The sequence below is a fragment of the Citrobacter sp. Cpo037 genome, from assembly GCF_030332945.1.
Lineage (GTDB): Bacteria > Pseudomonadota > Gammaproteobacteria > Enterobacterales > Enterobacteriaceae > Citrobacter > Citrobacter portucalensis.
Map to the genome: position 1 here is coordinate 20,687 of NZ_JAOWGW010000021.1, position 22,380 is coordinate 43,066.

Below are 22,380 nucleotides of genomic sequence, written 5' to 3' on the forward strand. Positions count from 1 at the left end.
TAGCTGTTACAGCAGATCGAAACGATCCAGGTTCATTACTTTCACCCATGCGGCAACGAAATCTCTCACGAACTTCTCGTGAGCATCGCTGCAGGCATAAACTTCAGCCACTGCGCGCAGTACGGAGTTAGAACCGAACACCAGATCGGCGCGGGTTGCCGTGTATTTTACTTCACCGCTCAGACGGTCACGACCTTCGAACAGCTCTTTTGACTCATCAACCGCCTTCCACTCATGACGCATATCCAACAGATTGACGAAGAAGTCAGTGCTGAGCACACCAGGACGATCGGTAAAGACGCCATGCTGGCTGCCGTCGAAGTTGGCACCCAGTACGCGCATACCGCCCACCAGCACAGTCATTTCCGGTGCGGTCAGCGTCAGCTGCTGTGCTTTATCGATCAGCAGCGACTCGGTGGTCGACACGTCAGGACGAGAGCGGTAGTTACGGAAACCATCGGCAATCGGCTCGAGCAGTTCAAACATCTCAATATCCGTTTGATCCTGGCGCGCATCCACGCGGCCCGGCGCAAAAGGTACTTTGATGCTGACACCCGCAGCGCTAGCCGCCTGCTCTATACCAACAACCCCGGCCAGCACGATAATATCGGCTAACGAAGCGGTATGGGCTGACTTATAAATGCCTTCCAGCACAGGCAGTACGCGTGCCGCGGTAGCATTCACATCCCAGCCACGCTGTGGGTCCAGCGCCAGACGCGCACCGTTAGCGCCGCCACGTTTATCCCCACCGCGGAAAGTTGATGCGGAAGCCCACGCTACCGATACCAGTTCGCCCACGGACAACCCGGAAGCGGCGATGGTCGCCTTCAGCTTCAGAATATCTTCTTCGCTTGGGTTGAAGAACGCATGCGGCAGCGGGTCTTGCCAAATCAGATCTTCTTTTGGTACTTCCGGTCCGATGTAGCGCGATTTTGGCCCCATATCACGGTGCGTCAGCTTAAACCATGCACGGGCAAACGCTTCGTTAAACGCCTGCGGATCGTTCAGGAAACGGCGGGAGATCTTTTCGAACTCAGGATCAAAACGCAGCGTCAGGTCGGTAACCAGCATCGTCGGCTTACGTTTTTTCGATGGATCAAACGGATCGGGAATAATTTCTGGTGCGTCAACGGCTTCAAACTGAATCGCGCCTGCCGGACTGCGAGTTTGTACCCACTCGTATTTGAACAGGTTCTCGAAGAAATAGTTGCTCCATTGAGTCGGCGTCTGCGTCCACACAACTTCCAGACCGGAAGTAATTGCGTCTGCACCCGCGCCGCTGCCGTAGCTGCTGGCCCAGCCCAGGCCCTGCGCTTCAATCGGCGCGGATTCTGGATCGGCCCCAACGTGCGAAGCCGGTGCTGCGCCGTGGGTTTTGCCCAACGTATGACCGCCGCCAATCAGCGCCACGGTTTCTTCGTCGTTCATGCCCATGTTACCGAAGGTCGCACGAATCGCCGCTGCCGCTGAGAGCGGTTCGCCGCTATGGTCCGGCCCTTCTGGGTTTACATAGATAAGACCCATTTCGGTCGCGCCCAAAGGCGCTTTCGCCAGCTCTTCCGGGTGACGGTGGGTCAGCCAGGCTTTTTCATCACCCCAGTTTACGTCGAGATCCGGTTCCCAGACATCTTCACGACCAGCACCAAAGCCGAAGGTGCGGAAGCCGGAGTTTTCCAGCGCCACGTTGCCCGCGAGGATAAACAGGTCGGCCCAGGATATTTTCTGACCATATTTCTGCTTGATAGGCCACAGCAGGCGACGCGCTTTATCCAGGCTGACGTTATCTGGCCAGGAGTTCAGTGGAGCAAAACGCTGCTGTCCGCGACCCGCGCCACCGCGTCCATCGATGGAGCGATAGGTCCCTGCACCGTGCCATGCCATGCGGATAAATAATCCGGCATAGGTTCCCCAGTCAGCGGGCCACCACGGTTGAGATTCGGACAGAAGGGCTCTGAGATCCCCTTTCAGGGCAGAATAGTCGAGTTTGCTAAACTCTTTACGGTAGTCGAAGTCCTCACCCAGCGGGTTCGAACGATTAGAATGTTGGTTTAAAAGATCAACGCGGAGTTGATTTGGCCACCAGTCGCGGTTATTCGTTCCTGCTCCCGCGCTCTGATCGTGACCGCCCTGATGAAAAGGACACTTACCGGCAGTTGATGCGTTCTGGCTATCGTCGGACATGCTCATCTATATGCTCCCTTTACAGTGTTCTGACTACGATATACACCACCAGAGATAAGATATAGTCGAAATAACCCACAGATTCGATAGCTAATTCCTTTTATATTTTAAGTTACAGAGATGTAGATCAAAATGATCAAAAAAAAGCCCTCCGTAGAGGGCTGGGGCATCTGTTTAATTCGGTCTTACACCCAGTGTGTGACAAATTGCGTAGCTCATCTCGGCGCGGTTGAGCGTATAGAAGTGAAAATCTTTCACCCCTTCGCGACTGAGGATCTTCACCATGTCCATGGCGATGTTTGCACCCACCAGCTTACGGGTTTCGGCATCATCATCCAGACCATCAAACATGGTCGACATCCAGGAAGGGATACGAACATTGGTCATATCGGCAAATTTTTTCGCCTGTTTAAAGTTAGATACCGGCAAGATGCCCGGAATAATTTCCACATCGATACCCGCAGACACGCAGCGATCGCGAAAACGCAGATAGCTTTCTACATCGAAGAAAAACTGGGTAATCGCGCGGTTTGCACCGGCATCAACCTTGCGTTTCAGGTTCAGCAAATCGGCCTGAGCGCTCTTCGCTTCTGGGTGTACTTCCGGATAAGCCGCAACGGAGATATCAAAATCCGCAACGTCTTTCAGCAGAGTCACCAGGTCAGAGGCATACATATCCGGTTTACCGCTTCCCGGCGGCAAGTCACCGCGCAGAGCAACAATATGACGAATACCGTTATTCCAGTAGTCCTGAGCAATGGTCCGCAGCTCATCGCGGGTTGCATCAATACAGGTCAGGTGCGGAGCCGCTTCAAGACCCGTGCGATCCTTAATACCTTTAATAATGCTGTGCGTGCGGTCGCGCTCACCAGAGTTTGCACCGTAGGTGACTGAAACAAACTTCGGCTTCAGGCTGCTCAGGCGATCAATGGAGTTCCACAGGGTTTGCTCCATTTCACTGGTGCGCGGCGGGAAAAACTCAAACGAAACGTTAATCTGACCCTGCACTTCCGCCAGGCTCTGATTCAGGGCTTCCCGCTGGTTGGCGTGAAAAAAGCTCATACCTTACCTCATCAATCTTTTGTCGTTATATGTTGTGTTGTGAACTGCTATACGTTTAGACGTCTAGATGTAAAAATGACGGAAAAGCACGCTGGCGTCAACACAAAAATCATCGTTAAAGGTGAGGAATACTCAGCCAACGTGAAAAAAATTCACATCAGCCTGAAATGATGGGGGATTGCGTCATGGCCGTCTGCAGCCACGCTAATTTTGTTACGTTCTCAGGCAGCATCAGCAACCCCGTACTAATACGCAATTCAGTATCAGTAAGCGGAAGGAAGGTCACGCCCTGACGCTGGATAGCCGAAAAAGAGGCAGGAATCAGGCTCAGGCCGTCACCCTGCGCGATCCGCGCCAGCAGCACGTCATGTTCCAGCGGTTCTTCAATACAGGCAGGTGAGTAACCGGCACGACGAAAAATGTGTCGGGTGTAATCAAAGAAGGCAGGGTTACGTTCGCGTTTGAACCAGAACAGCGGTCGGTGGCTCAGTGCGGTTAATGAGAGTGACGACAGTGCCGCTTCTGCCCACTGCGCGGGTAAGGCGGCAATCATCGATTCTTGCCAGCCAAGCGGCGTGACGCTAAGGCCCGAGGCCTCAAGCGGTAGCGCAACCACCGCGGCATCCAGTTTTCCCCGACGCACCTGGCGCGCCAGTTCAGGCGAACTATGACGGACAACATGCAGCTTCTGTACTCGCGTAATAAGCTGCGACTCAAGTGCAGCGAAAACGCCCTGCTCAAACGCCGTACTTAGCCCTAAGCGCAGAGATTGCTCCCCCATTTTCGCTAACTGACCCAGCGCCGCCCAGGTTTTATCCTGTAGCGCCAATAGCGGGCGTACGATTTCAAGTACGCGCTGGCCGTCCTCCGTCAGCGTAAGCCCACGAGTATGACGGACAAAAAGCGTCACTCCCAGGCGTTCTTCAAGCTGGCGAATGTGGCGACTCAGCGGCGGCTGCGACATAAACAAACGCTGCGCCGCCCGGCTCATATTGTTCTCTTCCGCTACTACGGAAAAGTAACGCAGCAGGCGAATGTCCAGAGAGTGCAAAGACGATGTTGTCATACCGAAAAGGTATCACGGAAACGGTATTATCCCAATCATCCCGCACGCCCTATTCTCACACCACAGACCACATTAAAGAGGAAGAAATGATGCCTTCAGAACGCTTTATTACCGGTCAGAAGATGTTGCAAAAAGTGGATGGTAAAGGGGGTGATGCAGTCGTCAAAAGTCTGCAAGATATTGCCCCAGATTTCGCCCAATACCTGATTGAATTTCCTTTTGGCGACATCTATTCAAGACTGGGGCTGGATTTACGCAGTAGAGAAATCGCTACCGTCGCGGCATTAACTGCGCTGGGTAACGCCGCACCGCAGTTGAAGGTACATATTGGCGCAGCATTACACGTAGGTTTAACGCAGGATGAGATCGTTGAAGTGATTATGCAGATGGCCGTATATGCTGGCTTCCCCGCGGCACTCAACGGCTTGTTCGCCGCAAAAGAGGTGTTTGCCTCCCACAAAGGCTAAAACAACAGGCCAGCGGAATATCTGCTGGCCTGACCTCACTACAGTTTCACATCGACCACACGCATGCCTTTGAGTTGCTCATCCGTCAGCGTATTTCCTGCTTTGAAATAATCAACGACCGCATTAGAGACATAGTAACCACCGGATGTGTTACGCGCTTTACCTTCGGTAAATGTTGTAAAACCATCACCGCCGTCTGCCAGGAAGCTATTGGAGGCAATGTGATAAACCGTGGCATCCTCAATGGGTTTGCCGTTTAACGTCAATACGGTGACCCGCTGACCAACCGGTTTACTGCTGTCATACTTCATCTCCAGTCCTTTGGACACCTGCAATACACCGTTGCTTAAACTCGCGCCATGCTCCATCAGGCTACGCAACTGCTTACCGGTAAGATCCATGGTTGCCAGCTCATTCGGGAACGGGAAGGTGCTAATGACTGCACCCATGGTGATGGCTCCAGCAGGGATTTCATTCCGGATGCCGCCCGAGTTAGTGAGTGCTAACTGGGTATCTTTACCCGCCGCGGCCAGCAACGCATCTGCCGCCAGATTTCCCAGGGAAGAAGATTCACCGTAAGCACGCGTCAGCTCAACCGGCGAGTTGGCAACCGTCTGCTGCACCACTTTATCGAGCTTTTTATTCCAGCCATCAATGACCTGTTTCGTCTGCGGGTCAGGCTGCCACTCATCAGCAAAAATGGTCTTCAGCTCGAAGTTCTTCACGGTAAATTGATGCGGTTTCTGCTGGTAATCCAGCACCAGTTTACCCACATCAATACCACCGCTGTCGGTAGAAAGTATCAGGGTGTTACCGACTTTAATCGGCTCTGGCGTGCCCACATGCGCATGACCGGTGATCAGGATGTCCAGCCCCTGCACCTGGCCTGCGGTCTGGATATCTTTATCCAGCGCACGGCGCACATCGGTGCCCCCCAAACTGGACTGACGCGCTGGCGTGCCTTCGTGGATGAGTGCCACAGTGAGATCGACTTTGCCTTTAAGCTCATCGATATAGCGTTGCAACCACTTCACTTCATCCCGCGCCTCGATCCCGACACGTGTCGCAGCGGAAACCGTATCATCAAAAGCAAACACGCCGTGCAGACCAATCACGCCAATCTTCACGCCGTCTTTTTCAATAATGGTGTAAGGCTTATCCCAGAACATTTTGCTGCTGTTTTGATAAAAGATATTGCCCTGCACAATAGGGAAATTCGCCTGGCTTAACTGAAGTAGCGTGTTATCCCAGCCGTGATCGAACTCATGATTACCCATGGTGACAGCATCAAAATTCATGGTGTTCATGATATCGATAATCGCCTTACCCTTGGTCAGGCTGCTGATATACGGCCCCGGTAAAATAATCACCGGCATCAAAAAACCAGGTGGCGCTATTTTTCGCTTTCTCCTGCTTCACCATCGTCGTGATATTAGCCCAACCGCCAATGTCACGTGAGCCATTAGCAATCCATGGGACTTTATAAGGTTCGACATGGGCATGGAGATCGTTGGTATAGATAATCGTGACATCTTTAGCACTGGCCCAGAGCGGCAAAGAGACCAGAACACCAACAGCAAGCATTTTTAACTTCATAATCAATCCCTTTCAGTCATATAAAGAATCGCTACGTTACGTTCTGAAAGGTTTTTTTATGTGAGAAAAATCACATCCGTCAGGGATAGTCGCGGGTCAAAATCAACGACCCTTAAAAATCGTTGGTAATCCGATGATGCCTCTGTTCACTATCAATTGCTGCAAGTCCTTCGGCTGTCAAAATTTGGGACAGGATCATTCAGTTGATTACCATTGGCCAGATTATCGGCTGGGTTATGCCGCACTGCATTGTCGGGCATGCGGCAGCTATCCCCCGCTGTTTAATGAGGAACAGTTCTATAGCTGGTTGTCGGCATATTTAACGGATTTTGCAGCCCAAAGCGGTCATTTTTGCCCACGTTGTTATCAGCGGAAAACCATCCGCTATGGGCACAATCCCCAGGGCAGCCAACGCGTTCAGTGCCGGAGCTGCAAAAAGGTCTGGACACCAAAGCACCCGCAGGCCACTTCTCCCCTTCCGCCAGAACAAATAGCGACGGTTCCCTTAATCGTACCTTTTCAGGGATCCAGCACCGACCAAAAACTCTATGTATTGCTCAGTTTTGACGCTATTCGCGGTGATGTGTTGCATGTTTCCAGTAATTTCACGCCCCATCCCATTGGAGACTCATTACGTTACCGCTGGCGCGGCATCAGTGAAGCAACTGCAACGCATGATGATATTGTTGAGCGAGTTAGCCAGCGGGAAACCCAGTTTTTACGCCGCAGCCAGTTTGACGAAATTCAGTACGGCAGCGCCATACTCAAACGGAACGCCAGCGGCGCGATTTTACGCCCGGTCATTACTGCCCATGGGCATTTCCGCCTGCTGAGCCATCTGTGGCCAGAGGTAAAAAACCATATTATTGCCCACGAATGCTTCCTGCGCGGCGCAGCGATTACTGCATGGGCGGAACAGTTTCGCCATCATCGCGCCTCGCTGTGGTTTATTGATGAAGAAATGAATAACGATAAGCGCACGCTGCCCTGGCAATTGCTGGGTAAAACGTATCAGGGATGGTGGCAGAATCAGTGGCAAATCTGGCAACGAGGCGATACGCGTAAAATGGTGTGTTTGTTAACGCAGGGGCGGGTTGAAGAAGGCACGTCAATAACTCTGGCGGCAAGCCATCATTTTCTCGCCTGGTTGCAGCAACAGACGGAATTTCAGCAAAGTACCCGTTACTCTGCCCATTCAGTGTTTCAGACGATAAGGACGCTGACGGAGCAATACAACATCCTGATCGCCCAGCGCGATTTGCCCGGTGGCGCTGCCGCTTACCGGGCCTACGGTTCATGTCATATGTAGGCCGGATAAGCGTAAGCGCCATCCGGCAACAAAAACTACAGCAGTTGCGCCAGACGGTTGATGTCTGACTGAATAGCGCCGGCGGTGACGTCACGACCTGCGCCCGGTCCACGGATCACCAGCGGGTTATCGCGATACCAGCGGCTTTCAATGGCAAATACGTTATCGCACGGCAACAGCGCCGCCAGCGGGTGTTCAGGACGAACCGCTTCAACACCAACGCGCGCTTTACCGTTAGCATCAAAACGCGCCACATAGCGTAGCACCAGCCCCATTTCACGCGCCGCTTCCAGACGCTGCACCATCTGCTCGTTCAGTTCATCGCCATTCTCAAAGAAATGGTCAATAGAGCCTTCTTCACAGTGCGCAGGCACCAGCGATTCCACGCGAACCTGGTCCGGTTCGATGTCGTAACCTGCTTCACGCGCCAGAATCACTAGCTTGCGCATCACATCTTTGCCGGAAAGATCTACGCGCGGATCGGGTTCAGTCAGACCCTGTTGCCACGCCTGATCCACCAGTTCGGTGAACGGGACCGTGCCATCAAATTGCAGGAACAACCACGACAACGTGCCTGAGAAGATCCCGCTGATCGACAGAATGGTATCTCCGCTATCAATCAGATCGCGCACGGTATGGTTGATCGGCAAGCCTGCACCCACGGTGGCGTTATACAACCAGTGGCGACCGGTTTTTTCAAAAGCGTCATGAATTTGGCGATAATTATGACTGCTGCTCGCCCCCGCCAGTTTGTTGGCGCTGATAACGTGGAAACCATGGCTGGCAAAATCCAGATACTGATCCGCCAGTTGCTCGCTGGCAGTAACGTCCAGCACCACTAAATCATCATACGGGTGAGCACGCATCCACAGGAATAGAGACTCTTCATCCTGCTCTACTGCCTCGTCATCAAAGAAAGCTAACGCGCGGCTGGCATCCAGCCCTTCGTAATTCAGCAGACTACGACGGCTATCAACCACACCCGCCAGCACAAACTCTAATCCGGTGCGCGCCGAGAGCGTGCTCTGCTCGCGAGCGAACAGCTCCAGCCAGCGCGAACCAATGTTGCCTTTGCCGAACAACACCAGACCAATGCGTTTTTCCGCACGGAAAATTGACTGATGCAGACCCTGAATCAGGCTCTCTGTTGGCCCAGTACGCAGTACCGCGACCAGGCTGATACCCTCTTCCGATTGCCAGGTGAATTCAACCGGCTGACCTTTCAACTGTTGCCAGAAACGGTGGCAATGCAGCGGATTACGGGTGACGCCCGCCCCGACCATCGCCACCAGCGCCAGCCCCTGGCGCAGACGCAGCTCGCCTGGCAGACCAGCTTCATCAAGAATTTTCAGTGCGCCGTCAGCGACTTCGGAGGTATAGCAAAATTGCAGCAGTTGGCGGTCAGGATGCACACCCACTGCCAGCGGACGCACCTGGGTACGTTTTAAAACCTGATCAATCTCTTTATAAGCCAGCTTAAAGTCTTGGCCAGTCGGAACCAAAAACTCAATCAGGCAGACGTCATCATGACTGGTCACAATACGCGCCCCGGTACCGGAGGCTAGTACGCGTTCAATGCGCGTTGAACCCTGCTCCGGCGTATAGCTACAACGCAGCTGGAGATCGATATCGCTACCGGAAACCGGCTGTAAGGTACGGGCATGGAGAACCGGTGCCGCCAGACGCGCCAGTTCGCTGGCTTCATCCAGACGCAGCAGCGGCAGCAAACAGGCGTCTTTTACTTTACGCGGATCCGCGCTGTAAACCCCGGCGACATCGCTCCAGATAGTTACGCGAGAAACGCCCGCCAGCGCGCCAACCTGCGTCGCCGAGTAGTCGGAGCCGTTACGCCCCAGCAGGACCGTTTCACCGGAATTGCTGCGGCTAATAAAGCCGGTAACCACCAGCCGTTTACCCGGATGCTGCGCCAGCAGTTGCTGTAGCAGCGGGTAAGAAAGACCTTCATCTACCTGCGGCTGGGCACCGCGTTCAGCACGTAAAAAATCGCGCGCATCCAGCCAGGCTGACTCCAGCCCCTGTTGGTTAAGGACCGCAGACATCAAACGCGCGGACCATACCTCACCATGCCCAACAACCTCAGCATAGACGGCATCGTTCACACCGCTGTCGAGTAATCCGGCCAGACGCTCCAGATCGTGAATAAACGCGCCAATCAGTCCATCCGCTACCTCAGGAGGTAACAAACCGCTGATAAGCTCACTTTGATAGCGACGTAACGCCTGTTGAACCTGATGCGCAGAAAGGCGATCGGTCTGGCTTAATTTCAGCCAGCTAATCAACTGGTTAGTGGTACTGCCTGCGGCTGAAACAACCATCATGTCATCAGGCTGCGAGTAATCCGCCATAATGCCTGCGACACGCAGATAACATTTCACGTCTGCCAGACTACTACCACCAAATTTGTGCAGTTGACGACCCTTCGCCCCTGCCTGCGCAATAACACTCATGTTTACCCCTTGTTTGCAGCCCGGAAGCCATTTTCCAGGTCGGCAATTAAATCTTCGCCATCTTCAATACCGGTGGAGATACGCAGCAGCGTTTCGGAAATCCCGGCAGCAGCACGCGCTTCTGGTGCCATGCCCGCGTGTGTCATGGTTGCGGCGTGGGAGATCAGACTTTCAACGCCCCCTAACGATTCCGCCAGCGTAAACAATGACAACCCGCCGAGGAAACGGCGCAGCGTTTGCTCATCGCCATCCAGTTCAAAACTTAACATCGCGCCAAAGCCTTTTTGCTGACGCGCAGCAATCTCATGGCCCTGATTATCCGGCAATGACGGGTGATACAATTTTTTCACCAGCGGCTGAGTTTGCAGATAATCGACTATCGCCTGAGCATTACGTTGCGCCACCTCCATTCGAGGAGACAGAGTACGCAGGCCGCGCAACAGCAGATAACTATCAAACGCGCCGCCGGTCACACCAATATTATTCGCCCACCATGCCAGTTCAGTGACCGTTTCCGGATCTTTCGCTATCACAACACCAGCCACCACGTCTGAGTGACCGTTTAAATATTTCGTGCATGAATGCAACACCAGATCGGCGCCCAATGCCAGTGGATTTTGCAGTGCCGGGCTTAAAAAAGTGTTGTCGACCACGCTGACCGCGCCAGCTTCACGCGCCAGCTGACAGATTTTCGCAATATCCACCACGCGCAGCAGCGGGTTGCTTGGGCTTTCTACCAGCACCAGCTTCGGTTTTTCCGCCAATGCGGCCTGCAATGCCTGCTCATCTCCTTGATCGACAAACAGGACGCGGTAACAGCCACGTTTTGCCAGACTGTCAAACAGTCGATAGCTCCCGCCGTAGCAGTCATGCGGTGCGACCAGCAGATCGCCTGGCTTGAGGAAGACCGTGGTCACCAGATGAATCGCCGACATGCCAGTATTGGTCAGCACAGCACCAGCACCGCCTTCCAGTTCCGCCAGCGCACGCTGAACAACATCGCGCGTTGGGTTGCCGCGACGCGAATAGTCATGGGCGCGAGGTTCATTAAATCCGGTAAAGTTATAGGTGCTGGAGAGGTGAATCGGCGGGACAACGCAACCGTACTGTTCGTCGTCATTTAACCCGCTACGCACTGCGATGGTGGCCTGTTTACGCGTCATATTGAGGAGATCCTGGCTGAGTCGGTGAAAAGTCAGACACCAGAGTAATCATAGTTACGATAGCCGTCAATACATCTGGACATCTAAACTTCTTTGCGTATAGATTGAGCAAACTGGAAATAGCCGTTAAAATTATATGCATTAGCGTACATCTGCGTCGGCTTACTTCGTGTCAGGGCCACGCCACTACGATAAACTACGCGCAATTATGGTCCGGGCTCAGGTTCTGGCCTCAATATTAATGACGAAGAGGATTAGGTATCTCATGGCTGAATGGAGCGGCGAATATATCAGCCCATACGCTGAGCACGGTAAGAAGAGTGAGCAAGTCAAAAAAATTACGGTTTCCATTCCTCTGAAGGTGTTAAAAATCCTTACCGATGAACGCACGCGTCGTCAGGTGAACAACCTGCGCCACGCCACCAACAGTGAACTGCTGTGTGAAGCGTTTCTGCATGCTTTTACTGGGCAACCCTTACCCAACGATGACGACCTGCGTAAAGAACGCAGTGATGAAATCCCGGAAGAAGCAAAGATAATCATGCGTGAACTGGGTATCAACCCGGAAACGTGGGAATACTGATAGTTAGAACAGCAATGGGCGTGTAGAGGCGGGAATGCTCCCGCCTTTTCTCACTGTGTTACTTACTAATACCATTGAGTTTATTCAATGTTTCTTCCATTTTGAGCGTTTCCGTACGGTTCAATGGATAGAAATAAATCAGAATGACCGCCGCCAAAAACAGGCATAGCGCCGGCAAGAGATTCGCCATCGTATAAATATTTTCCTGCACAATGCTGGTTTGCACTGCACCACCTGTTGACGATGATTGATAGCCAATGATAGCCAACATAAAGCCACCAATCGCCCCTGCGCATGCCTGACCAACCTTGCGCGCAAAGAAGTTCACACCATAAACCGTGCCATCCTCGCGATCGCCAGTGACATACTGATGGTAGTCACAAACATCAGTCATAAACGCCCAAATCATCAGGTTGAATAACCCTGCACCCAGCGTCGCCAGGAACAAGAAAACCAGATAGACCTTTGCATCCGTAATGTGGACAAAGTACATAATCACATACATGACCACGGCAAAAAGCAACGCGCCTACGCTGGCTTCTTTTTTACCAAACCGCTTCGTGAGCCAGGATGCCGATGGCGCCAGCAAAACCAGGGAACCAAAGGTAAACAGCAACGCGACTGACATCGCCTCTTTATTGTGGAAATAGTCATTAAACAGGTAAGTCATGTTGGTACCGGACAACCCCTGATTAATTACAATCAGCAAATCCACAACCACTAAAACAATCAGCGCCTTATTGCGTGCCAGTCCCTTCAGCAACACCGAAACGGGCATGCTCTCTTTTCTCTCCACGCGCACGCGCTCCGTCGTTAAATGACAGGTCAAGGATAAAAAGATCAAGCCCAGCACTGCGCAACCAATGGAAATCCAGAAGAAGTGTTGCCCGGAAATCACCTGGCTTCCGTCCACCAGGGTGGTGTACATCAGGATCGGAATGAAAAAGCCAGTTGCCCCACCGCCAATTGCTGACCCAACGCTACGCCAGGTTGAAAGCGATACACGATCATCCGGATTCGAGCTAATCGCCGCAGACATAGCACCGTACGGAATACTCACGGTCGATAACAGCGAACCGTAAATGAAATAGGAGCAACAGATGTAGATGATTTTCGCCGTATAAGAAAAATCATTCACAAACGGCAGGAACAGGACAACCGCAATGATGCAAAATGGATACTTCATGCGACGCACCCACGGGTTGAAACGTCCATGTACCGTCAGTTTAGAGGTATCGCATAAGCGCCCTACACCAACATCAACGAACGCATCAAAGAGTTTGGTCACAAAATAGAGTGAGCCAACAATAACGCCGGAAATACCGAGGACGTTAGTGTAATAAATCATTAAAAAACTATTAACTAAGCCAAGAATAAAACAGGTTCCGAGGTCACCACATAAATAACCGATTTTATCTCTAATTCCGAAAGGCCTGACGGCAGTGGTTTCATTATTTCCGATAATAGTTCCATCATTAGACATGATGTCAACTCCTTAGACATATTATTCACACAAACTATGCTTATCGACGTAATCAGCCAATACGAAAACTATTACCGATTAGAAGTTATAACCAAGACCGACACGATAACGGGTCTGACGATCGTCTGTGGTGGTAGTGTTATAACCCGAGGAAACGTTGCCAACTTCAACAAATGGAACCCATGAGCCTAGTTTATACGCCACGCGGAAGTTATATTCATAATCATCTTTCCGGTTGTTATATAAATCTTCGCTATCGGCAATTTTATAAATACCATTTAGCTCAAACATCCAGTCATTGACGTTATAACCAAGCCAGGCTTCCGGACGATAGACCATGCGGTCATCTTTGCCGTCAGTGTTTCTGCGCATGTACTCCTGACGATAGCGGAACGCGGTCCACCAGTTGTCGTTGATGTTGTACTGCACGCGGATATAAGGCTTATAAATCGCGATATTATCGCCCGTTTCTATCGCAATGCCGGGCTGCCAGACAAGACCCTGCCATGTGAACTGGTAGCTTGCGGTATACTCGTTACCGTTACTTTCCATATTATTCCACGCATCATTTGACTGCGTGTTTTCGGAACGAGAAATGGCTTCGACTGCGACACCAAAACCCGTGGCAAAACGGTGAGACATATAAACACGATCGTAATTACGTCCATCGTCATAATATTCATGCCGGTAATCAACATAACCCGCTTGTGCGGCCGCAGAGAATAATGGAATCAGTAATAACGCAGATTTAAATTTCATGACAATCCCTCTTCACACTCAATAACGGAAATTATCCATCTCGTTTTGTCCATAAAATGGGAAAACAAAAAGGCTTTTAGATTAATTTTATATTTCCACAAAAGTGTATTTTAGAAAGAAAGCAGAAACCTTTGGCATTTTGCCAGGAACTAGTAAAAGTGGCAAAAGACAGAAGATAAAAAGGATGCAGATCACCAGTCTCAATATTTTACCGAAAAAATAAAACAGCGTTTTACTTATTAAATTAAATAGACTATTCAATGCATCAATATATATTTCAGTTCTGAAACGCAGAAACAAAAAAAGCGCCATAAGGCGCTTTTTTCTGACAGCTGAAACTTACTTGCTGCCTGGGATGCTGAAACGCTTGTTGAAGCGATCAACACGGCCACCGGTAGCAACATCACGCTGCTTGCCAGTATAGAACGGGTGGCACTGACCGCACACGTCCAGGTTCAGATCGTGACCGACGGTAGAGCGGATTTTCATGACGTTACCGCAAGAGCAGTTTGCAGTAATTTCTTCGTATTTCGGGTGAATATCTTTTTTCATGGGAAAACCTCGGTTTAAGGCCGCGTCGCTCTTCCAGCCCTAACGCCAGACACCACGCGATGTTAATAGTATAGGTCAGTGATACAAATTTGCATCAAAGGCGGCGAATCATACAGAAATTAACCTGCTCATGCAAACTGATCCGCATTCTACCCTCCACTAATGTGTATACTAACCCGCCAGATTTCAAGTCAGGATGATTCAATGCCCGTTGCGCACGTTGCCTTACCTGTTCCGCTACCTCGCACCTTTGACTACCTCCTGCCGGAAGGCTTGAGTGCCAAAGCCGGGTGTCGTGTACGCGTGCCCTTTGGCAAGCAGCAGGAGCGCGTGGGTATCGTCCTTTCCGTCAGCGAGCACAGTGAACTGCCGCGGAGCGAATTGAAAGCCGTTCTAGAAGTGCTGGACAGCGAACCGGTCTACTCGACCTCTGTCTGGCGTCTGCTGTTGTGGGCGGCTGATTATTATCATCATCCCATCGGTGACGTACTGTTTCACGCTCTGCCAATTTTACTGCGCCAGGGACGCCCGGCGACAAACGCGCCCATGTGGTACTGGTTTGCCACTGAAGAAGGCCAGGTTATTGACCTCAACAGCCTAAAGCGTTCTCCCAAGCAGCAACAGGCGCTAGCTGCGCTACGCCAGGGGAAAATCTGGCGCGACCAGGTGGCTGAACTGGAATTTAATGATGCCGCATTACAGGCACTGCGGAAAAAAGGGCTGTGCGATCTGGCGAGCGAAACACCAGGCTTTAGCGACTGGCGTACGCACTACGCGGTTTCCGGTGAGCGTCTGCGGCTGAACACCGAGCAGGCCACCGCCGTCGGGGCGATTCACAGCGCCTCAGACAGTTTTAGCGCCTGGCTATTAGCGGGCGTAACGGGATCAGGCAAAACAGAAGTCTATCTCAGCGTTCTGGAAAACGTCCTTGCCCAGGGCAAGCAGGCGCTGGTGATGGTGCCGGAGATTGGCCTGACGCCGCAAACTATTGCCCGTTTTCGCGAACGTTTTAATGCGCCGGTCGAAGTCCTGCACTCCGGTTTAAACGACAGTGAACGTCTTTCAGCCTGGCTGAAAGCAAAAAATGGCGAGGCGGCGATTGTTATCGGCACGCGTTCTTCGCTGTTTACGCCGTTTAAAAATCTCGGCGTGATTGTCATCGACGAAGAGCACGACAGCTCTTATAAACAGCAGGAAGGCTGGCGCTATCATGCGCGCGACCTCGCGGTTTACCGCGCCCATAGCGAGCAAATCCCGATTATTCTCGGCTCAGCCACTCCGGCACTGGAAACGCTGTGTAACGTGCGGCAGAACAAATACCGCATGCTGCGCCTGACGCGCCGCGCCGGAAATGCGCGCCCAGCCACTCAGCACGTGCTGGATCTCAAAGGTCAGCAGGTGCAGGCCGGTCTAGCCCCTGCGCTGATCGCCCGTATGCGTCAGCACCTGCAGGCGGATAACCAGGTGATCCTGTTTTTGAACCGTCGTGGTTTTGCGCCTGCGCTGCTGTGCCACGACTGTGGTTGGATTGCCGAATGTCCGCGTTGCGATCATTACTACACGCTACATCAGGCGCAGCACCACCTGCGTTGCCACCACTGCGACAGCCAGCGCCCAATACCGCGTCAGTGCCCTTCCTGCGGTTCGACGCATATGGTTCCGGTAGGACTCGGCACCGAACAGCTTGAGCAGGCTCTGGCACCTTTTTTCCCCGGTGTGCCAATTTCACGTATAGATCGCGACACCACCAGCCGTAAAGGGTCGCTGGAGCAGCATCTGGCGGAAGTGCATCGCGGCGGCGCACGAATACTTATAGGCACGCAAATGCTGGCCAAAGGCCACCACTTCCCGGACGTCACTCTGGTGGCGCTGCTGGACGTTGACGGCGCGCTATTCTCCGCAGATTTCCGGTCAGCAGAACGCTTCGCCCAGCTCTATACGCAGGTCTCTGGCCGTGCCGGACGCGCCGGGAAGCAAGGCGAAGTGGTGCTGCAAACGCACCATCCTGAACATCCGCTGCTGCAAACCTTGCTGTATAAAGGCTATGACGCGTTTGCCGAACAGGCGCTGGCCGAGCGACAAACGCTCCAGCTTCCACCGTGGACCAGCCATGTGATCGTGCGGGCAGAAGATCATAACAACCAGCATGCACCAATGTTCTTGCAGCAACTACGGAATCTCATTCAAGCCAGCCCGTTGGCCGATGACAAACTCTGGGTGCTCGGCCCGGTTCCCGCACTGGCGCCCAAACGCGGTGGTCGTTATCGTTGGCAAATATTGTTGCAACATCCATCACGAATTCGCCTGCAACATATCGTCAGCGGCACGCTGGCACTGATCAATACGCTACCCGATGCACGCAAGGTTAAATGGGTGCTGGATGTCGATCCCATCGAGGGATAACCCCTCACGATGCGAGGCGGATCGTAAAATTAAAGATCCATCACACTTTTTATGAAAATTCTGTAACCGCTTCCATTCACTATCTGATAAAAATGTTTCAGATGAAGGTTATCCAGGGACGAGTCTGTGCCAGCAGCTCTCTGGCGAGGAGAAAGAGTGAAACCGAATAAGCAGGTTGCCGCCGCTACGATGAAAGATGTTGCTCTGAAGGCGAAAGTCTCAACGGCAACCGTATCCCGCGCATTAATGAACCCAGACAAAGTCTCGCAGTCAACCCGTAACAAGGTTGAGCAGGCAGCGCTGGAAGTGGGATATCTACCCCAATCAATGGGACGTAACGTTAAGCGTAATGAGTCGCGTACCATTCTGGTGATTGTGCCGGATATCTGCGATCCGTTTTTTAGCGAAGTGATTCGTGGCATTGAAGTGACTGCCGCAGAACAGGGATACCTGGTGCTTATTGGCGACTGCGCGCACCAGAACCAACAGGAAAAGACGTTTCTTAACCTCATTATCACCAAGCAGATCGATGGCATGGTACTGCTCAGCTCGCGCCTGCCGTTTGATGCCAGCGTGGAAGAGCAGCGCAATTTACCGCCGATGGTCATGTCGAACGAGTTCGCGCCAGAGCTGGAACTCCCTACCGTACACATTGATAACCTCACCGCCGCCTTTAACGCGATGAATTATCTGCTGGAACTGGGGCATAAACGCATTGGCTGTATCGCCGGCCCCGAAGATATGCCGCTGTGCCATTACCGTCTGCAAGGCTACGTTCAGGCATTACGCCGCAGCGGAATTACGGTCGATCCGCATTTTATCGCGCGCGGTGACTTTACCTATGAAGCGGGAGCCAATGCGCTGAAGCAGCTCCTTGAACTACCGCAGCCGCCTACCGCGGTCTTTTGTCACAGCGACGTCATGGCGCTGGGCGCACTCTCTTACGCCAAACGCCAGGGTCTGAAAGTCCCTGATGATTTATCCATTATTGGCTTTGATAACATTTCGCTCACGGAATTTTGTGATCCACCCCTGACAACCGTCGCACAGCCGCGTTTCGATATCGGACGTGAAGCTATGCTGTTACTGCTCGATCAATTACAAGGGCAGAGCGTCAGCAGTGGCTCACGTTTACTGGACTGCGAGCTTATTATTCGGGGTACTACCCGGGCACTGACGTAAAGTAAAGTGCTTTCGGACTCCCCTGTCTGGTCAAAGGCCCGCCGCTTAAGTAACATGGCGGGCTGACGAACGAATAAATACAGCGAAACGATAGTGGCACAACGAGATTATGTACGTCGCGGCCAACCGGCACCTTCGCGGCGCAAGAAGAGCACATCACGGAAAAAACAACGCAATACGCCTGCGGTATCGCCCGCAATGGTTGCTATTGCTGCAGCCGTACTCGTGACCTTTATCGGTGGTCTGTACTTCATTACGCATCACAAGAAAGAAGAGTCCGAAACGCTGCAAAACCAGAAAGTCACCGGTAATGGCATTCCGCCAAAACCGGAAGAGCGCTGGCGATACATCAAAGAGCTGGAGAGCCGTCAGCCTGGCGTACGTGCGCCTACCGAACCGTCTGCGGGCGGCGAGGTGCTGAATGCCGATCAGCTAACCAATGAGCAGCGTCAGCTATTGGCGCAAATGCAGGCTGATATGCGTCAACAGCCGACACAGCTCAACGAAGTACCGTGGAACGAGCAAACGGCTGAACAGCGCCAGCAAACGCTGCAGCGTCAGCGTCAGGTGCAACAGCAGCAGTGGAACAATGCCCAGCAGCAGGCTCAGCAGCCGCGTCCACGGGCAACAGAACAGCCGTATCAGCAGCAGCAAACGCGTACAGCACAAGCCGCGCCGGTACAGCAGCCGAAAGCGCAGCCAAAACCGGCGGCGCAACAGCCGTATCAGGATCTGCTGCAAACGCCAGCGCATACCACCGCTGCTCAGCCAAAACCGCAGCCGGCCGCGCCAATAACCAATGAAACGCAGCCGCCAAAACAGACGGCTGAGAAAAAAGATGAACGCCGCTGGATGGTTCAGTGCGGATCATTTAAAGGCGCTGAGCAGGCAGAAACTGTGCGTGCACAGCTGGCCTTTGAAGGCTTTAACTCCCGTATAACCACCAATAACGGCTGGAATCGTGTGGTCATTGGTCCGGTCAAAGGCAAAGAGAATGCCGACAACACCATCAGCCGCCTGAAGGTTGCTGGTCACACAAACTGCATTCGACTCTCCACTGGGGGTTGAAACCCCCAAAATCTCCCCCATCTATACTTGCATTACGCCCCGTACACTGTGCGGGGCCTGTACATTGCATTTGTAACCAAGGGGTCTGCTCGTGACAACAATAGTAAGCGTACGCCGTAACGGCCATGTGGTAATCGCCGGTGATGGTCAGGCCACACTGGGTAACACCGTAATGAAAGGCAACGTGAAGAAAGTCCGCCGTCTGTACAACGATAAAGTCATCGCGGGCTTTGCGGGCGGTACTGCGGATGCATTCACGCTGTTTGAACTGTTTGAACGCAAGCTGGAAATGCACCAGGGTCACCTGGTGAAAGCTGCCGTTGAACTGGCAAAAGACTGGCGTACCGACCGTATGCTGCGCAAACTCGAAGCGCTGCTGGCCGTCGCAGATGAAACTGCATCGCTCATCATCACCGGTAACGGCGATGTCATCCAGCCAGAAAACGATCTGATTGCTATCGGCTCCGGCGGTCCCTACGCCCAGGCTGCTGCACGCGCTCTGCTTGAAAACACCGAGCTTGGCGCACGCGAGATTGCTGAAAAAGCGTTGGATATTGCAGGGGATATCTGCATTTATACCAACCACTTCCATACCATCGAAGAATTGAACTCCAAAGCGTAAGGATCCCCCATGTCTGAAATGACCCCACGCGAAATTGTCAGCGAACTGAACAAACACATCATCGGCCAGGATAACGCGAAGCGTTCCGTGGCGATCGCCCTGCGTAACCGCTGGCGTCGTATGCAGCTCAACGAAGAGTTGCGCCATGAAGTCACGCCGAAAAACATTCTAATGATTGGCCCGACCGGCGTCGGTAAAACCGAAATTGCCCGTCGTCTGGCAAAACTGGCCAACGCGCCGTTCATCAAAGTCGAAGCAACAAAATTCACCGAAGTCGGCTATGTTGGTAAAGAAGTTGACTCCATCATCCGCGATCTGACCGATGCTGCCATTAAAATGGTCCGCGTGCAGGCAATCGAGAAAAACCGCTTCCGTGCCGAAGAGATGGCGGAAGAGCGCATTCTCGACGTGCTGATCCCACCGGCTAAAAATAACTGGGGACAATCAGAGCAGCCGCAGGAACCTTCTGCAGCACGTCAGGCATTCCGTAAAAAACTGCGTGAAGGCCAGCTGGATGATAAAGAGATCGAAATCGATCTCGCGGCCGCACCGATGGGCGTTGAAATTATGGCGCCTCCGGGAATGGAAGAGATGACCAGCCAGCTGCAGTCCATGTTCCAGAACCTGGGCGGTCAGAAACAAAAACCGCGTAAGCTGAAAATCAAAGACGCGATGAAGCTGCTGATTGAAGAAGAAGCGGCCAAACTGGTGAACCCGGAAGAGCTGAAACAGGAAGCTATCGACGCCGTTGAACAGCACGGGATCGTGTTTATCGACGAAATCGACAAAATCTGTAAGCGCGGCGAATCTTCCGGCCCGGACGTGTCCCGTGAAGGCGTACAGCGCGACCTGCTGCCGCTGGTTGAAGGCTGCACTGTCTCCACCAAGCACGGCATGGTGAAAACAGATCACATTCTGTTTATCGCTTCTGGTGCATTCCAGGTAGCCAAACCGTCCGACCTGATCCCAGAACTGCAGGGTCGTCTGCCGATTCGTGTCGAGCTGCAGGCGCTGACCACCAGCGATTTTGAGCGTATCCTTACCGAACCGAATGCCTCCATCACCGTCCAGTACAAAGCGCTGATGGCGACTGAAGGTGTGGACATCAACTTCACTGAATCCGGTATTAAACGCATTGCCGAAGCGGCCTGGCAGGTTAACGAAACCACCGAAAACATCGGTGCACGTCGTCTGCATACCGTTCTGGAACGTCTGATGGAAGATATTTCCTATGATGCGAGCGATTTGAACGGCCAAAGCATCACAATTGATGCCGAATATGTGAGCAAACATCTGGATGCGCTGGTCGCAGATGAAGATCTGAGCCGTTTTATCCTATAATCGCGTTCAATGCATTTTCATCACTGTTGATGGGGCTGATAAAGCCCCATTTTTATTGGCGCTAAATATGACTGAACAACAACAAATTAGCCGCTCACAAGCCTGGCTGGAAAGTTTACGACCTAAGACCTTACCGCTCGCCTTCGCGGCGATCATCGTCGGTACGGCATTAGCATGGTGGCAAGGATACTTCGATCCGCTGGTTGCTCTGCTGGCATTGATTACGGCGGGACTGCTGCAAATTCTGTCCAATCTCGCTAACGACTATGGCGATGCCGTCAAAGGCAGCGACAAGCCCGACCGCATTGGACCGCTGCGCGGTATGCAAAAAGGGGTTATCACCCAACAGCAGATGAAGCGCGCGCTGATCGTCACTGTGGTGCTGATCTGTCTGTCCGGGCTGGCCTTGGTAGCTGTAGCCTGTCACACGCTGGCGGATTTTGTCGGTTTCCTGGTGCTCGGCGGCCTGTCGATTATCGCCGCGATCACCTACACCGTGGGTAATCGCCCTTACGGATATATCGGCCTGGGCGATATTTCTGTGCTGGTATTTTTCGGCTGGCTCAGTGTGATGGGAAGCTGGTATCTGCAGGCTCATACGTTGATTCCGGCGCTGATTCTGCCTGCCACCGCCTGCGGCCTGCTGGCAACCGCCGTGCTCAACGTCAACAACCTGCGCGATATCAACAGCGACAGAGAGAACGGCAAGAACACGCTGGTCGTGCGTTTAGGCGCCGTCAATGCCCGCCGCTACCACGCCTGTCTGCTGATGGGCACGCTGGTCTGTCTGGCACTGTTCAACCTGTTCTCACTGCAAAGCCTGTGGGGATGGCTGTTTATCCTCGCCGCTCCGCTGCTGATCAAACAGGCTCGCTATGTAATGCGCGAGATGGACCCGGCAGCAATGCGTCCGATGCTGGAACGCACCGTAAAAGCGGCATTGTTAACTAACCTGCTGTTTGTCGTTGGAATTTTCTTAAGTCAGTGGTCTCTTTAACTGACAAATATCAATTAACAATTGATGATTTTGCCAACAGTACACATAGCGCGATATACTAAAAATTCTCGCAGCAAC

Annotated in this window: 17 protein-coding genes and 1 pseudogene; 9 read left to right on the forward strand and 9 right to left on the reverse strand. The window is 52.6% G+C overall.

Features of this window, described 5'->3' with window-relative positions:
• Window positions 1–6 precede the first annotated feature (6 nt).
• The 3 genes from katG to OGX94_RS01150 form a co-directional block, all read right to left on the reverse strand.
• Entirely contained in the window at window positions 7–2,187 is a 2,181-nt protein-coding gene (katG, locus tag OGX94_RS01140) for a catalase/peroxidase HPI (RefSeq protein ID WP_257662346.1), read from the reverse strand.
• A 168-nt stretch (window positions 2,188–2,355) separates the two neighbouring features.
• A complete protein-coding gene (gene metF / locus OGX94_RS01145) occupies window positions 2,356–3,243 on the reverse strand; it encodes a methylenetetrahydrofolate reductase (RefSeq protein WP_003825161.1) in 888 nt (295 codons plus the stop codon).
• A gap of 157 nt (window positions 3,244–3,400) precedes the next feature.
• Window positions 3,401–4,309, reverse strand: a complete 909-nt coding sequence (locus OGX94_RS01150; protein ID WP_257662347.1) for a LysR family transcriptional regulator — start codon at window positions 4,307–4,309, stop codon at window positions 3,401–3,403.
• An 89-nt stretch (window positions 4,310–4,398) separates the two neighbouring features.
• On the opposite strand from OGX94_RS01150, the gene OGX94_RS01155 reads away from it, so the two are divergent.
• Window positions 4,399–4,776 (forward strand): carboxymuconolactone decarboxylase family protein, encoded by a 378-nt coding sequence (locus OGX94_RS01155; RefSeq protein WP_257662362.1) that lies wholly within the window; start codon window positions 4,399–4,401, stop codon window positions 4,774–4,776.
• Window positions 4,777–4,814: 38 nt separating this feature from the next.
• Here the strand turns inward: OGX94_RS01155 and OGX94_RS01160 are convergent.
• A pseudogene (locus OGX94_RS01160) lies at window positions 4,815–6,372 on the reverse strand (bifunctional metallophosphatase/5'-nucleotidase).
• A gap of 133 nt (window positions 6,373–6,505) precedes the next feature.
• Here OGX94_RS01160 and OGX94_RS01165 point away from each other — a divergent pair.
• The gene (locus OGX94_RS01165; RefSeq protein WP_257662348.1) at window positions 6,506–7,681 is read left to right on the forward strand and encodes a cytoplasmic protein; all 1,176 of its coding nucleotides are present in this window, start codon (window positions 6,506–6,508) and stop codon (window positions 7,679–7,681) included.
• A 35-nt stretch (window positions 7,682–7,716) separates the two neighbouring features.
• Here OGX94_RS01165 and OGX94_RS01170 read toward each other — a convergent pair whose 3' ends face one another.
• Together OGX94_RS01170 and metB are read right to left on the reverse strand one after the other, a co-directional pair.
• Window positions 7,717–10,149: a bifunctional aspartate kinase/homoserine dehydrogenase II gene (locus tag OGX94_RS01170; protein WP_257662349.1), complete on the reverse strand. Its 2,433-nt coding sequence runs from the start codon at window positions 10,147–10,149 to the stop codon at window positions 7,717–7,719.
• Window positions 10,150–10,151: 2 nt separating this feature from the next.
• Window positions 10,152–11,312, reverse strand: a complete 1,161-nt coding sequence (metB, locus tag OGX94_RS01175; RefSeq protein ID WP_003028818.1) for a cystathionine gamma-synthase — start codon at window positions 11,310–11,312, stop codon at window positions 10,152–10,154.
• A gap of 265 nt (window positions 11,313–11,577) precedes the next feature.
• Between metB and metJ the strand changes: the two genes are divergently transcribed.
• On the forward strand, window positions 11,578–11,895 hold the full coding sequence (gene metJ / locus OGX94_RS01180) for a met regulon transcriptional regulator MetJ (protein WP_191221965.1): 318 nt from the start codon (window positions 11,578–11,580) through the stop codon (window positions 11,893–11,895).
• A 58-nt stretch (window positions 11,896–11,953) separates the two neighbouring features.
• Here the strand turns inward: metJ and OGX94_RS01185 are convergent, their stop codons facing one another.
• From OGX94_RS01185 to rpmE, 3 genes are all read right to left on the reverse strand, one after another.
• A complete protein-coding gene (locus tag OGX94_RS01185; protein WP_003825170.1) occupies window positions 11,954–13,378 on the reverse strand; it encodes an MFS transporter in 1,425 nt (474 codons plus the stop codon).
• Window positions 13,379–13,456: 78 nt separating this feature from the next.
• Window positions 13,457–14,137, reverse strand: a complete 681-nt coding sequence (locus OGX94_RS01190) for an oligogalacturonate-specific porin KdgM family protein (protein ID WP_003825173.1) — start codon at window positions 14,135–14,137, stop codon at window positions 13,457–13,459.
• 339 nt (window positions 14,138–14,476) lie between these two features.
• Window positions 14,477–14,689, reverse strand: coding sequence for a 50S ribosomal protein L31 (rpmE, locus tag OGX94_RS01195; RefSeq protein WP_008787040.1), 213 nt, complete (start codon window positions 14,687–14,689; stop codon window positions 14,477–14,479).
• A 204-nt stretch (window positions 14,690–14,893) separates the two neighbouring features.
• Here rpmE and priA point away from each other — a divergent pair, with 204 nt between their 5' ends.
• From priA to menA, 6 genes are all read left to right on the forward strand, one after another.
• On the forward strand, window positions 14,894–17,092 hold the full coding sequence (priA, locus tag OGX94_RS01200) for a primosomal protein N' (RefSeq protein ID WP_048215183.1): 2,199 nt from the start codon (window positions 14,894–14,896) through the stop codon (window positions 17,090–17,092).
• Window positions 17,093–17,248: 156 nt separating this feature from the next.
• Complete coding sequence (gene cytR, locus OGX94_RS01205; RefSeq protein ID WP_003825179.1) at window positions 17,249–18,274, forward strand: DNA-binding transcriptional regulator CytR; 1,026 nt, start codon at window positions 17,249–17,251, stop codon at window positions 18,272–18,274.
• A gap of 93 nt (window positions 18,275–18,367) precedes the next feature.
• Window positions 18,368–19,342 carry a cell division protein FtsN gene (ftsN, locus tag OGX94_RS01210; RefSeq protein WP_072025521.1) on the forward strand — a complete coding sequence of 325 codons (975 nt, stop codon included), beginning with the start codon at window positions 18,368–18,370 and terminating at the stop codon, window positions 19,340–19,342.
• Between the two features lie 91 nt (window positions 19,343–19,433).
• Entirely contained in the window at window positions 19,434–19,964 is a 531-nt protein-coding gene (gene hslV, locus OGX94_RS01215) for an ATP-dependent protease subunit HslV (protein ID WP_003028805.1), read from the forward strand.
• A 9-nt stretch (window positions 19,965–19,973) separates the two neighbouring features.
• Window positions 19,974–21,305: an ATP-dependent protease ATPase subunit HslU gene (hslU, locus tag OGX94_RS01220; RefSeq protein WP_003028803.1), complete on the forward strand. Its 1,332-nt coding sequence runs from the start codon at window positions 19,974–19,976 to the stop codon at window positions 21,303–21,305.
• A 67-nt stretch (window positions 21,306–21,372) separates the two neighbouring features.
• Window positions 21,373–22,302, forward strand: coding sequence for a 1,4-dihydroxy-2-naphthoate polyprenyltransferase (gene menA, locus OGX94_RS01225; RefSeq protein WP_003825185.1), 930 nt, complete (start codon window positions 21,373–21,375; stop codon window positions 22,300–22,302).
• Window positions 22,303–22,380: the final 78 nt, after the last annotated feature.